Source organism: Streptomyces sp. NPDC046931 (genome assembly GCF_040644655.1).
In the GTDB taxonomy this organism is placed as follows: domain Bacteria; phylum Actinomycetota; class Actinomycetes; order Streptomycetales; family Streptomycetaceae; genus Streptomyces.
This window is the reverse complement of sequence record NZ_JBEYWX010000021.1, coordinates 13979-26664: the sequence shown is the minus strand read 5'-3', so window position 1 is coordinate 26664 and position 12686 is coordinate 13979. Positions and strand designations below refer to the sequence as shown.

At 72.0% G+C, this 12686-nt stretch carries 10 protein-coding genes; 2 read left to right on the top strand and 8 right to left on the bottom strand.

What is annotated here, in order from left to right; all coding sequences use genetic code 11:
• Window positions 1–73: 73 nt before the first annotated feature.
• Window positions 74–520 (bottom strand): MarR family transcriptional regulator, encoded by a 447-nt coding sequence (locus tag ABZ876_RS29140; protein WP_361787489.1) that lies wholly within the window; start codon window positions 518–520, stop codon window positions 74–76.
• 98 nt (window positions 521–618) lie between these two features.
• On the opposite strand from ABZ876_RS29140, the gene ABZ876_RS29135 reads away from it, so the two are divergent.
• Window positions 619–993: a cupin domain-containing protein gene (locus ABZ876_RS29135; RefSeq protein WP_361787487.1), complete on the top strand. Its 375-nt coding sequence runs from the start codon at window positions 619–621 to the stop codon at window positions 991–993.
• Between the two features lie 17 nt (window positions 994–1010).
• On the opposite strand, the gene ABZ876_RS29130 is transcribed toward ABZ876_RS29135, so the two are convergent.
• The 7 genes from ABZ876_RS29130 to ABZ876_RS29100 form a co-directional block, all read right to left on the bottom strand.
• Window positions 1011–1985 carry a hypothetical protein gene (locus tag ABZ876_RS29130; protein WP_361787486.1) on the bottom strand — a complete coding sequence of 325 codons (975 nt, stop codon included), beginning with the start codon at window positions 1983–1985 and terminating at the stop codon, window positions 1011–1013.
• Entirely contained in the window at window positions 1982–5506 is a 3525-nt protein-coding gene (gene dnaE / locus ABZ876_RS29125) for a DNA polymerase III subunit alpha (RefSeq protein ID WP_361787485.1), read from the bottom strand. The genes ABZ876_RS29130 and dnaE overlap by 4 nt, the downstream gene beginning before the upstream one ends.
• A 235-nt stretch (window positions 5507–5741) precedes the next feature.
• Window positions 5742–6821: a S1 family peptidase gene (locus ABZ876_RS29120; protein WP_361787483.1), complete on the bottom strand. Its 1080-nt coding sequence runs from the start codon at window positions 6819–6821 to the stop codon at window positions 5742–5744.
• Window positions 6822–7270: 449 nt separating this feature from the next.
• Entirely contained in the window at window positions 7271–8173 is a 903-nt protein-coding gene (locus ABZ876_RS29115) for a S1 family peptidase (RefSeq protein WP_361787481.1), read from the bottom strand.
• A 222-nt stretch (window positions 8174–8395) separates the two neighbouring features.
• On the bottom strand, window positions 8396–9178 hold the full coding sequence (locus ABZ876_RS29110) for a DUF1684 domain-containing protein (protein WP_361787479.1): 783 nt from the start codon (window positions 9176–9178) through the stop codon (window positions 8396–8398).
• Window positions 9179–9386: 208 nt separating this feature from the next.
• On the bottom strand, window positions 9387–10655 hold the full coding sequence (locus ABZ876_RS29105; protein ID WP_361787477.1) for a nitrate- and nitrite sensing domain-containing protein: 1269 nt from the start codon (window positions 10653–10655) through the stop codon (window positions 9387–9389).
• 75 nt (window positions 10656–10730) lie between these two features.
• Entirely contained in the window at window positions 10731–11927 is a 1197-nt protein-coding gene (locus ABZ876_RS29100) for a DUF5685 family protein (protein ID WP_361787475.1), read from the bottom strand.
• Between the two features lie 290 nt (window positions 11928–12217).
• Here ABZ876_RS29100 and ABZ876_RS29095 point away from each other — a divergent pair, with 290 nt between their 5' ends.
• Entirely contained in the window at window positions 12218–12655 is a 438-nt protein-coding gene (locus ABZ876_RS29095; protein ID WP_361787473.1) for a cell division protein SepF, read from the top strand.
• The last annotated feature ends 31 nt before the right edge of the window (window positions 12656–12686 follow it).

Here is a 12686-nt window from a genome sequence, read left to right as displayed (position 1 = left end):
CAGTAAAAACTTTTGGAGGTGGCCGACCGCTCCTGCGGTTTCTGGTAATGCGCCGAGCGCGTGTGAAGACTCATCACCATGCGGGTTTGACCGGCCCCGCGGGTGCGATCTGCCGCAACTGACGCTGGAGCGAACGAATTCCGGGCTCCCCGAGCAGCTCCGCCCACGGCCGCACAGCCTCCACCGCGGCCTCCTCCGCCGCCCGGGTGCAGGCCCGGCCCCGCTCGGTCAGCACGATCAGCCGGGCGCGCGCGTCCCCGGGATGCGGCCGCCGTTCGGCGTAACCCTTGCGCACGATCTCGTCCACGAGCTGACTCGCGGCCTGCTTGGTGACCCCGAGGTGGGCAGCGAGCTCGGTGACCGTCGCGCCGCCCGGGGAGAGCCGGGCGAACGCGAAACCGTGCGCGGGCCGCAACCCCTCGAAACCACGGGCGACGACACCGTCGTGGATGCGGTGGGTCAGCTGGGCCGCGACGGCGAGCAGGGCGGCGGACAGGCCTAGGGCCTCGGAGTTCTGCACGGAGGCATTGAAACACCCTTGACGGGACGGTCAAGTGGCTTGACCATCATGGGTGTCCAAGTAGTCAAGCCACTTGACCATCTGCCCAGGAGGCACCCATGCCCGTGGTCCGCTCGTCCCAAGCCGTCGTGCACGAGATGCACGGCGCGCGATTCGTCTCGTACGCCACCCCCCTGACGGGCAGCAAGGAGCTGTGCGCGTGGCGGGGGGAGATCCCGGCGGGCACCAAGGCGCCCACCCACACCGTCAACCGGGAGGAGATCTTCCATCTGCTGCAGGGGGAGCTGCTGATCACGGTCGACGGCCGCACCGACCGCGTCCTTGCGGGCGACACGGTGATCGTCAACCCCGGGGCGACCCTCACCATCGAGAACCCGACCGGCCACACCGCGGTCTCCTGGGTCACCACCTCCCTCGGTCTCGAGGCGGAGCTGGCCGATGGCACGCGCATCACTCCGCCGTGGGCCGGCTGACGTCCACCGCAAGGGGGCTATGCGGCGAGCGACCCCGGGAACACCGCGCGCGGGCCGAACCTGGCTCGCGCGCGGTCCGCCACCTCCTCCAGGCGGCGCACCTTCTCGTCCACGGGGTCGAAGGTGAGCTGGTGGGTCGCGTGGTCGGCGGGGACCATACCCTCGGCACGCAGGGCGATCGCACGGACCCGGGCGCGTTGCAGCCCGAGCGCCTCGTACATGCGGTACGCCTCCGCGGTGAGCGCCGCCGAGTGCGCTGTCGGTTCGGCGAGGGTACGGCTTCGGGTCGTCGCGGAGCGGTCGGCGTAGCGCACGGTGAGGGTGAGCGTGCGGCACACCCGCTCCAGATTGCGCAGCCGGGTGCCGAGTTCCTCGGCGGCCGACAGCAGGGCGCGCCGGTGCCGGTCCGAGTCCAGTTCGTCGTGGGTGAAGGGGCGTTCGGCGGCGAGGGAGGAGGACACGGCGTGGGGCACGACCCGGCCGCGGTCGATGCCGCTCGCCTTCTCGTGCAGTTCACGGCCGACCCGGAGACCGACCAGCCGCTGCACCGTGGAAAGGGGCGCGGCAGCGACCTTGCCGACGGTGTCGAGCCCGTACTCGCACAGGGTGCGGGCGGTGACCCCGCCGACCCCGGGCAGCGCCCTGACCGGCAGTGCGTCGAGGAACTCCCGTACGGCGCCCGGCGCTTCGGGCACCACGCGCACTGTGCCCGGCGCCGCCTCCCGCAGGGCCATACGGGCCAGCATGGGCCCGGGCCCCGCCCCGATCGCGCAGTCCACTCCGTGGTGGGCGAGGGCTCGTACGCGGATCAGCGCGGCCAGTTCGACGGCGTCCCGCCCGAAGTACCGCTCGGCGCCCCGCAGATCGGCGAGCGCCCCGTCGGGCGGCAGCGCCTCGACGACGGGGGTGAACTCCTCGATGAGCCCGAGCAGCCCCGGCAGGGCCGCCTCGTACATCACCGGCAGCTGGAAACGTACGCAGAGGATGGTCATCCCGCACTCCCCGGACTCTGATGCCACAACTTCTTTCCGCCCCCAGGGCTTTCGCCCGCGGGTCGCAGATCGGCCCAGGGGTTCATCTCGTACCCCGTGGGCATCCGGATGCGGCGGCCCTTCGCCGCATCGCCGCTGTCGTGCTCCGGCTGCGGAAGGGGCTCCGCCAGCCGGGCCGCCACCACCTCGAGACCGCCTTCGGCGCGCAGTTCGGCCAGTTCGGCGAGGTTCCAGGCGGCGGAGCCCACCACGCTGAGGCTGCGCGGTCCCCGTCGCTGCACCACCCCGCGCACCAGCAGCAGCCAGGAGTGGAAGACGGTGTGGGCGCAGGCGTCGTGGGAGTCGTCGAAGAAGGCGAGGTCGACCAGGCCCGTGCCGTCGTCGAGCGTGCTGAAGATGACCCGCTTGCCCGAGCGGATCGGCGGGGTCTGGGTGGCCGCCTTGGCCCCCGCGACCAGCACCGTCTCGCCGTGCCGTGCCGAGCGCAGCCGGTGGGCCGGCACCACGCCCAGCTCGTCCAGGAAGGCGCGGTGGTCGTCCATCAGATTGCGCGAGGCGTCCATGGAGAGCACGCCCAGCTCGGCGCTGAGCCGTTCCGCCGGGGAGAGGTCGGGCAGCCCGGCGGAGGCCGTCCGCCGTCCGCCCTCCAGGGGGAGCTGGCCGCCTCCTCCGCCCCGGGCGCCCCGGTGCAGTTCGGTCAGGTGCAGTTGCAGATCGCGGCGGTTGGCGCCGAACGGGTCCAGTGCCCCGACCTGCGCGAGCCGCTGGGCGACGGGACGGCTCGGCCGGGAACGCTCCCAGAAGTCGAGCAGGGAGGAGTACGGCTGCCCGGCCTCGATCCGCTTCGCCTCGGCCTCGCTGATGCCGTGCACATCGCGGAGGGCGAGCCGGAGCCCCCACCGCTCGGCGGAACCCCCTTTTTCAGACACCAGTTCGATACGGTGGGTGGCTCCCGACTTGTTCACGTCCAGCGGCAGGATCGGCACCCCGCGCCGCCGTGCGTCCGCCAGCAGCAGCCGCTTCGGGTACATCCCGGGGTCGTGCGTGAGCAGGCCCGCGTAGAAGGCGGCCGGGTGATGGGCCTTCAGCCACGCCGACTGGTACGTCGGTACGGCGAAGGCGACCGCGTGCGCCTTGCAGAAGCCGTAGGAGCCGAACGCCTCGATGATCTCCCAGGTGCGCTGAATCGTTTCCGCGTCGTACCCGTTCGCCGCCGCCTGCTGAGCGAACCAGACCCGGATCCGCCCCTGCGACTCCGCGTCGGACAGCCCGCGCCGCACCCGGTCGGCCTCGTCGCGCCCACAGCCGGTCATGATGTCCAGGATGTGGATGACCTGCTCGTGGAAGACGACGACGCCGTACGTCTCCTTCAGCGGCTCCTCCAGGTCGGGGTGCGGATAGCGGGTGGGCGCCCGCCCATGGCGCGCCTCGATGAACGGTCGCACCATGTCGGCCGCGACCGGACCGGGCCGGAACAGCGAGATGTCCACGACCAGGTCGTGGAAGCCGGCCGGCTGGAGTCGCCCGACCAGGTCCCGCTGGCCCGGCGACTCGATCTGGAAGCAGCCCAGGGTCTCGGTGGAGCGGATGAGGTGGTACGTCGCCGGGTCGCCCGGCGCCAGGGCGTCCAGGTCGATCCGCTCCCCCGAGGCCCGCTCCACCTCCGCGACCGCGTGCGCCATGGCGGACTGCATCCGCACCCCGAGCACATCGAGCTTGAGCAGCCCCAGCTCCTCGACGTCGTCCTTGTCGAACTGGGACATGGGAAAGCCCTCGCCGCTGGTCGGCATGACCGGCGTACGGGCGAGCAGGGAGGCGTCGGAGAGCAGGACCCCGCACGGGTGCATGGCGACCCCACGGGGCAGGGCGTCCAGGGCCTCGACCAGCTCCCACAGCCGGCCGTACTTCTGCCCCTCCTGCCGCAGCTCCCCCGCCAGCCGCCTGAGCTCGGGCAGTTCCTCCAGCGCCGCGCGGGCGTCGCGGGCACGGATGTGCGGGAAGGACTTGGCGATGCGGTCGATGTCGGCGGGGTCCATGGACAGGGCCGCGCCCACGTCGCGGATCGCATGGCGGACGCGGTACGTCTCCGGCATCGCGACCGTCGCGACCCGCTCGGTGCCGAAACGGTCGATGATCGCGCGGTAGACCTCGAGGCGGCGGGCGGACTCCACGTCGACGTCGATGTCGGGCAGGGCCAGCCGGCGCTTGGACAGGAAGCGCTCCATCAGCAGCCCGTGCTCGACCGGGTCGGCGTGCGCGATGCCGAGCAGGTGGTTGACGAGGGAGCCCGCGCCGGAGCCGCGCGCGGCGACCCGGATGCCCATCTTCCGGACGTCGTCCACGACCTGGGCCACCGTGAGGAAGTAGGACGCGAAGCCGTGGTGGGCGATGATGTCCAGTTCGTCGTGCATCCGCTCCCAGTAGGCGCGCCGGGTGTCGTAGCCGCGCAGCACCATGCCCGCCGCCGCCCGGGAGGCGAGCGCGCGCTGGGCGGTGCGGTGGCCGGCGCCGACGAGGTGCGGCTCGGGGAAGTGGACCGTGCCGATGCCGAGGTCGTCCTCGGGGTCCACCAGGCACTCGGCGGCCGTCGCCCGGGTCTGCTCCAGCAGGCGGTGGGCGGTGTCGCGGCGGTAGCCGGCGGCCTCGACGATCCGCTCGGCGGCCGTCAGCATGGCCGGCGCGTCCTTGAGCCAGGCTTCCCCGGAGTCCAGCTCCTTGGTGGGGTCGATGGGGACGAGCCGGCGGGCGGCGTCCAGGACGTCGGCGACCGGCCCGAGCCCGGGGTCGGCGTACCGGACGGCGTTGCTGAGCACGGGGCGCACCCCCTGCTCGGCGGCGAAGCCCACGGTACGGGCCGCCAGGCGCAGGGAGCCGGGGCCGGTGCCGGGACCGGTGCGGCCGTGCCAGACGGCCTCCAGGCGCAGGGCGTCGCCGTAGACCTCCCGCCAGGGCGCGAGAAGCCTGGCCGCGCGGTCCGGGCGCCCCACGGCGAGGGCGCGGCCCACGTCGGACTCGGGGCCGAGCAGGACGGTCAGACCGTCGGCGTGGTTGTCGGTCCAGAACAGCAGGGGGGTTCCCGATGGGGGCCGCCCCTGCCCATGGGGGTCCCCCCGCTCGAGCGAAGTCGAGAGTGGGGGAGAAGTCGAGAGCTTGGGGGAGGTATGGGCGGCGCTGACCAGTCGGCACAGGTCGGCCCAGCCGCGGGCGCCGTCCCGGGCCAGGAAGACCGCGCGCGGTGTCGACTCGTCGATGAAGGCACCGCCGCGCACCGGGGTGCGGCGCCGGTCCCGTCGTACGGGCTCCGCGGCCTGCACCGCCAGGTCCACGCCGAACAGGGGACGGACACCGGCCTTCGCGCAGGCCTTGGTGAACCTGACCGCGCCCGCGAGGGTGTCCCGGTCGGTGAGCGCGAGGGCGTCCATGCCCTGCTCACCGGCGCGCTCGGCCAGCCGCTCCGGGTGCGAGGCGCCGTAGCGCAGGGAGAACCCGGAGGCGGTGTGCAGATGCGTGAAGCCCGGCATCCGCACCTCCCGTGGCCGTGAGCCCCGTAAGCGGCTCTCGAACGTCCGTTCCCATCTACCCCACCCCCACCATAGACCAATTTTCGAACTAGCGTGCGACATCCGCGCGCCCCCGCCTCACCTGCGTAAACGCCGGATGATCAACCCCGGCACATCGAACAGTCCCGCCCCCATCACACGCGGGACGGGACTGTCACGGGGAGCCGGCCGGTCAGCCGGTCAGCCGGTCAGCCGGTCAGCCGATCCTGGCACCCGTCGCCGAGAGCGCCTCGGTGACCGGCTGGAAGAAGGTCTGGCCTCCCGAGGTGCAGTCGCCGCTGCCGCCGGAGGTGAGGCCGATCGCGGCGTCGCCGTCGAAGAGCGCGCCGCCGCTGTCACCGGGCTCGGCGCAGACATCGGTCTGGATCAGACCGCTGACCGTGCCCTCCGAGTAGTTCACGGTGGCGTCCAGACCGGTGACCGTGCCGGAGTGGACCTGGGTCGTCGAGCCGCTGCGGGTCACCTTCTCGCCGACGGTCGCGTCGGCCGCCTTGGTGATCGACTGCGTGGAACCGTCGTAGAGGTCGACCGCGCTCGGGTGGTCGACGTCCGCGGTGTACTTGACCAGGCCGAAGTCGTTGCCCGGGAAGCTGGACTGCGCGTTCTCGCCGATCGCCTTGCCGCTGGAGTCCGACCAACTGGAGATCGAGTGGGTGCAGTGTCCGGCGGTCAGGAAGTACGGCCGGCCGTCCTTGACCACGTTGAAGCCGAGCGAGCAGCGCCCGCCGGAGCCGGTGATGGCGTCGCCGCCCGCGACGAAGGGCTCGAACGTACCTTGTGAGCGCCTGAGTTCGGCCTTCTCACCGAGCCCGTCGACGACGTGGGTGAGCCGCGCCCACTCCTCCTCGGACACGGTCCGGTCGGCCGTGACGACGACCTTGTCGGTCCTGGGGTCGGTCGCCCAGGACGTCCCGGGGAGCGCCGCGTCCTTCTGGAGCGTGGTGCGGGCGCCGGCGAGCTCGGCCAGGGAGTTCCGGACGACTCTCGCCCGGGCGCCGGCCGCCTGGACGGACTTCGCGGCCGACTCGTCGAGCACATTGACGACGAGCTGTTGCGTCTTCACGTCGTAATACGTTCCGGCCGCGTCGGAACCCAGGTTCTCGCCGAGCGTCGAGGCGAGCTTTCCGGCCGCGACGGCAGAGAGAGTGCGGGGCGCTCCGGTCTGCGAGGTCTCGCTCGCGTTCGCATTCTGGAAGGTCACGCCCGCGGCGATCAGCGCGGCAACGGCCGCGCCGGCCAGGACGGCCCGGCGCCCGGGTATGCGTCGGTGCTTCAACTCACGTCCTCCTGTGGGGGGTCGGCCGCGGGGAGTGTGGGGATCGCCGCGACCGGAAGGCGTACGGGCACGGAGGCGGCGCACCACACGGGCCACGTCCGCACCCACCGTGCGGCGCCCACTATTCCGAGGCCCCCGGGGAGCACACAAGGTCGACTTCAGGACGCGCACACGCCAACGGACGTGCGCCCCCAGGCCCGTGACCCGCCCCTTGTGCCTCCCGCCCTGATTCCCACTGCAAATGCCGAGAGAGGGTTATCCCTGTGCCGCCCACGAGGTCTAGTCCTGTCTGGATTCCTCCCCTGTGGACGCGGGCTCCAGGAGACAGAAGGGGAAGGGGGTTGCGCCCGCACCGATGCAAAAGGGAGCCCCCGCACACGAGATTTCTCGTGTGCGGGGGCTCCCCTGCCGCCGGCTGCGGGTCGCGCGGAGGTGCCGCTGGGGCGGGATCAGTAGACGTGAACCCCGTAGGCGCCGAGGGCCTCGGTCACCGGCTGGAAGAAGGTCGTACCGCCGGAGGTGCAGTCGCCGCTGCCGCCGGAGGTCAGACCGTAGGCGGTGGAGCCGCCGTACAGCGGGCCGCCGGAGTCACCGGGCTCGGCGCAGACCGTCGTCTGGATGAGGCCGTAGACGATGTCACCGCCGCCGTAGTTGACCGTCGCGTTGAGCGCGGTGACACTGCCGCTGTGCGTACCGGTCGTGGAGCCGCGGCGGTAGACGGTCGTGCCGACGGAGGGCGTGGCCGCGCGGGTGATGTCCTGGCTGCCCACGGTGCCCGACTTGGTCACCGAGCTGTTGGTGTAGCGCACGATGCCGTAGTCGTTGCCGGGGAAGCTGGAGCCGGCCGTGGTGCCGAGCGTGGTGGTGTGGGAGGAGTTCGACCACCAGGTGCCCGCGCCGTCGGTGCAGTGGCCGGCGGTCAGGAAGTAGTAGTTACCGCTGGAGTCCTGGACGTTGAAGCCGAGCGAGCAGCGCCAGCTACTCGCATAGATGGCGTCGCCGCCGGAGATCAGCTTGTTGAACTTGCCCGGGGTGTGCTTGATGGTGAGGGCGCCCGCGTTGCCGCCGGCCTCCTTCTTGATCTTCGCGATCTCGGCCTTGGAGACCGTGCTGTCGACGGTGACGACGACGCGGTTCGTCGCGGGGTCGACGGCCCAGGCGGTACCGGCGATGTCGGACCTGAGTACCGAGTCGCTCGCCTTGCCGAGCTGATTCGCACTGAAGGTGTGTGCGTCGCTCGCGTTCGCGCTGGGGACGGCGAACGCGGCAGCGGCCAGGAGTCCGGTGGCCACGGCGATCAGCCGGGTCCGTCTCGCGATACCGCTTGTGGGGTTGGTGCGCTTGATCCTCACTTGTCGTTCCCTCCAAGGGAAGTCGGGGGCCCACGTGGGGATGGGGCTCGTGAGGCGCAGCCGGGGGTAAGACCTGCCCGGATTCCAGACATGCCGTGCCCCTGACAAGCGCTGGGGGGAGTATTCGGCCGCGTGGCCGATCGGCGCAAGGGTGCCTTTCGGCCGTACAGCCTTCAACTTACCGACGGTACCGGAGGGTGCGGGAATTTCCGCGGAATTTCCCTACGACAGGCTGCGCTCCCCCGCCTCGATCGCGATGCCCAGCGTGTTGCCCGGCGGAGGGAACGGGCAGATGAAGTGGTCCGCGAAGGCGCACGGAGGAAGCAGGGAGCGGTTGAAGTCCACCGTTGTACGCCCCTCGGCATCGGGCGCCGGCGGCCGCAGGAACCGGAAGCGGTAGCTGCTGTCCCCGCTGGTGGCGTCGGCGAAGACGGCCCACAGCGAGCCGTCGTCCTCGACCGAGACCTGAAGGGTGAGGTCCTGCCCGTCGAGCGTGAAGGCCAGGACACCGCCGAGCCCGAGGCCGCGGTGGCGCCCGTCGGCGTTCTCCACACGTACGGTGCGGTGCTCTCCGTACGGGGTGAAGTGCCCCTCGACGGACCAGCGCGGATCGTGGGGAGTGGCGTCGATGCCCCGGAAGGCCCGGCGCCCGGGGGCGTCGGGGTCGTAGTCGCGCAGACCCCAGACGTCTTCGCGGACGAGGACCACCAGGCGGCGCTCTCCCGCCGCGACGCGAGCCCCGGTGACGGGGCCGGGATCGGCGCCGAGACGGATCTCGCCGCTGAAGGGCCGGCCGTCGACGGTCAGACCGTCGGTCTCGGTGGCCGTCAGCACCACTCCTTCCTCATCGGCCGCCCAGTACCCGGGGATGGCCGGAATTCGACCGTCCGGATAGTCCTCCAGCCAGTAGGTGCCGGTCAGCGCGAGCGGCCCGTAGGGCGCCGACACCTGCTCGGTACGGTGCTCGTGCCACTGCTTCCACTCGTCGGATGCGTCCGTCGTCATGTGATCAAGCCTTCCACAGCGGATCCGCCGGCCGGAGATGCGAGCGCAGCGTGGTTCCCGTGTATTCCGTGAGGGGCCGCGGATGAACCCATCGGCCGCGTCCGTCCGGACGAACAAGTCCGTCTCGAGCCGCCCGTACGGACTCCGCGGGCCGGGAAAGAGCCGCCTCGTAGCGCGGGTGTCAGCCGTCGACGACACGGCCGTGACGTCACGCGGCCCCGCCGAAGCCCGCCTCACACGGGTCGATGCCGGCCGGCGACCCCTCGGCGTCGCGGCGCAGCACCGCCTGCTCGACGGCCAGTTCGTAGGCGACGCGCTGTACCCGGTCGAACGCCTCGGCGACCTCGAGCACTTCGGGTGCGGCCCGGTCGGGCACGGCGAGCGGCGCGGGCGGTGGCGTCCGGCCCGGGGTGCCGTGCTGCACGGCGTCGAGCGTCCGCGCCAGCCGTATGCCGGCCACCTCCCGCGCCTGCTCGGCGAGAACGTCGAGCGGAGTGGAGACGGAGCGTACGCAGTCGAGGGCGAGGCGGCCGAGCGCGGCGACCGCCCCGAGCGCGAACATGACGAACATCAGCAGGTCGCGCCGGGCCGCGCCCTTCAGCCCGGCGGCACGGTTCTCGACATCCCGGCCGAGCGAGACCTGCACCGTGCGCAGGCCGTTGAGGGTGGAGGTCATGGACTGCCAGCAGGACACGGGCGGTACGGTGCGCGCGCCGAGGCGTCCGCCGCCCCGCACCGCGGCGCTCTCGTAGGCGAGCGCGCGGCGGGCGTCCGGGGTGCCGAGCGCCGCGTCGAGCCGCCACCGCTGGGCCCCGGTGGCCGAGCGCGGGAAGCTCTCCAGGGCGGCCAGCCTGCCCGCCCGGATCTGGAGAAAGCGGATGTAGTCGTCGGCGCGGAACCGTCCGGCGGTCACCGAGCCGAGGACGATGGCGTGCTCCTCGGCGGTGAACTCCTTGGCGCTGCCGAGGATGCGGAGCGCCTGGTAGGCGGCGCGCAGCCGGCCGTCGTGCACGTCGTCGAGGCCGAGCCCGAGCCGGTCGAGCACCGTGATGGCGGCGGTGAAGCCGTCGAAGGCCTCCTGGACCGTGCCGGTCCCGTCGTCGGCGTGCCGGCGGATCGCGACGAGGGCGTCGAGCGGCCGGAGGGACGCGCGCACGGCGGCGGCGACGGAGTCGTCGCGGCCCCTGAGCGCCTCCTCGAGCCGGGCACGGGCGGTGTCGGTGGCCCTGCGCCGCGCGGGCAGCCCGGCGCGGAACTGCCGTACGCCGCCCAGGTATCCGGTGGTCAGCCCGCGCTCCTTCTGCAGTGCGTGGACAAGCCCCTGGAGCGCGACGGAGAGCCGGGCGTTCGCGGCGGTGACGGCCGCGTTGCGGTACGCCGACAACTGCTCCGCGGCGGCCGCACCGAGCAGGGCGAGCAGCACGGCCAGGGCGAGGACGAGAATCCTCAGCAGCCTGGCACGGATGGTGACGTGCACGGACAGTTCAACGACCCCGCGGCGCTCCGGTCACCACATCATGTGCTTGTTTTACGTGGCGGAAACACTATTTCCTCAGTTACAGCCGCAGTCGCATCCGTCGCAACAGCAATCGCATCCGTCACAGCCACTACAGCAGTCGCCGCAGCACTCGCATCCGTCGCAGCAGTCACCGCAGTCCTGGCACGCCGCGTTCTTGCGCTCCCGGGTCCACGGATCCTCGTAGCTGCCACAGCACAACTGGCAGGTGCAGGCGAGCCCCAGCCACACGGCGCAGCCCGCTATCGGTCCGCGTCGCCGGGGCGGCCGCGGGGGCGGCGGGCCGGCCGGGCCGCCGGGCGTGTACGGGCCCGGCCCGCTCGGTGTGTACGGGCCGGAGGGCGGCGGGCCGTACAGTCCGGGCGTGTGCGAGCAGGAGGTGGTGCCGAACGCTCGGTCGACAGAGGTGCGGAGCTCGTGGGCGAGCAGGGCGTGCGCGAGCCGGCCGTCCGTGAACTCGACGTCGCGCAGCGCCAGCCGTATCCCGTGCAGCGCGTCGTCGGCGAGGCGGCGGGCCTCCTCCCGGGAGGTGCCGGTGGCGGTCAGCGGATTCCAGGCGCCTGAGGCCGCGTCGGCCTCCCGGTCCTCCACGGCGTCCAGCAGATGGGCGAGCCGCCCGAAGAGCCGTCCCGCCTCGGCCAGTGGTCCGGCGTTGCCGGGGCGCCCGGCCAGCACCGCCGTGTGTGCGAAGGCGGCGGCGGTGGCGGTCTCGGTCGGCTCGGTGACGGTCAGGACCGGGGTGCCGGGCCCGGCGAGCGCCTCGATGCCGGCCTGCCGGTCCACGGCATCCACGAGCACGGCGGTGTCGAACCCGATGTCGGAGCCGGTACGGGCACCGGCCCTGTCCCAGCCCTGCGCGACCCGGCGCGCGGCGAACGCGACGGGCCGGCGCGCCAACAGGCCGTCCCCGTCGGCCAGGTGGTCGCGCATCTTGGCGGAGGCGAGCACCAGCGAGACGGCGGCCGCGAGGCGTGCGCCCTCGCCCTGGGCGACGGAGGCGGTGCGCATCCCGCGCAGCGGGCAGGGCCCGGCGGTGCGCCGCCGGTCGTCGGTCCGCCCGGCCTGAGCCTCCGTCAGGACAGAGACGAGCAGCCCGTCGTAGTTGGTGACGAGCCGGGCGAGCTGTCCGTGGTCCCCGCGCAGGGCGAGACACAGACCGCACAGGTGCGCCATCCACTGGATCCCGAGACTCTCACCGAGCCGGTGCCGGCAGGGCCGGACGATTCCGAACACGACACTCCCCCGTGTCTGGTACGACGTTGAATTGCGGCAGCTTATCTGCCCCCTCGTTCACCCGTACGCACCGCTCGTCACCCATACGCCACCGCAAATAATATTTCACTCACAGTCAGCAGTGGTTTACCGGACGGCCCTTGGGACACGCGGGCTCTCGACGTATTGGCTGTGCACCAGTACCGTCACGAAACCCCCGCGCGGCGTCTATCCCCTTGGCGCCACATCCGCATCATGGACGACCATGGAGTTGCGAAAAGCCGGAAAGACCGCTGTGAGAGGAGGCGTCCATGGGATCGGTACGCAAGGCGAGTGCCTGGCTGGGCCTCGTCGACGACAACGATGACGAGCGTTACTACGACGACGACTACGCCGAGGGCCAGGACCAGGTCGATGCGTGGGTGACGGACCCGCGCGTGAAGGTCGCGTCGGACACGGCGGAGGAGAAGGGCCGCCGGATCGGCACGATCACCCCGGACAGCTTCCGGGATGCCCGGGCCATCGGCGAACTCTTCCGGGACGGCGTCCCGGTCATCATGAACCTCACGAACATGGAGCCCTCCGACGCCAAGCGCGTGGTGGACTTCGCGGCCGGTCTGATCTTCGGCCTGCGTGGCTCGATCGACCGTGTCTCCAGCCGTGTCTTCCTGCTGACCCCGGCGGACACGGAGATCGTCAGTGGCGAGGCCGCGAACCGTCACGGCGACGGTTTCTTCAACCAGAGCTGAGGCAGGGCCGTTCACCGGCCCTGCCCGCTTC

Excerpts from the sequence above, each read along its gene's own strand:
- ABZ876_RS29135 (WP_361787487.1), top strand. The coding sequence starts at position 619 with ATGCCCGTGGTCCGCTCGTCCCAAGCCGTCGTGCACGAGATGCACGGC.
- ABZ876_RS29130 (WP_361787486.1), bottom strand. The coding sequence starts at position 1,985 with ATGACCATCCTCTGCGTACGTTTCCAGCTGCCGGTGATGTACGAGGCG.
- dnaE (WP_361787485.1), bottom strand. The coding sequence starts at position 5,506 with ATGCCGGGCTTCACGCATCTGCACACCGCCTCCGGGTTCTCCCTGCGC.
- ABZ876_RS29110 (WP_361787479.1), bottom strand. The coding sequence starts at position 9,178 with ATGACGACGGACGCATCCGACGAGTGGAAGCAGTGGCACGAGCACCGT.
- ABZ876_RS29095 (WP_361787473.1), top strand. The coding sequence starts at position 12,218 with ATGGGATCGGTACGCAAGGCGAGTGCCTGGCTGGGCCTCGTCGACGAC.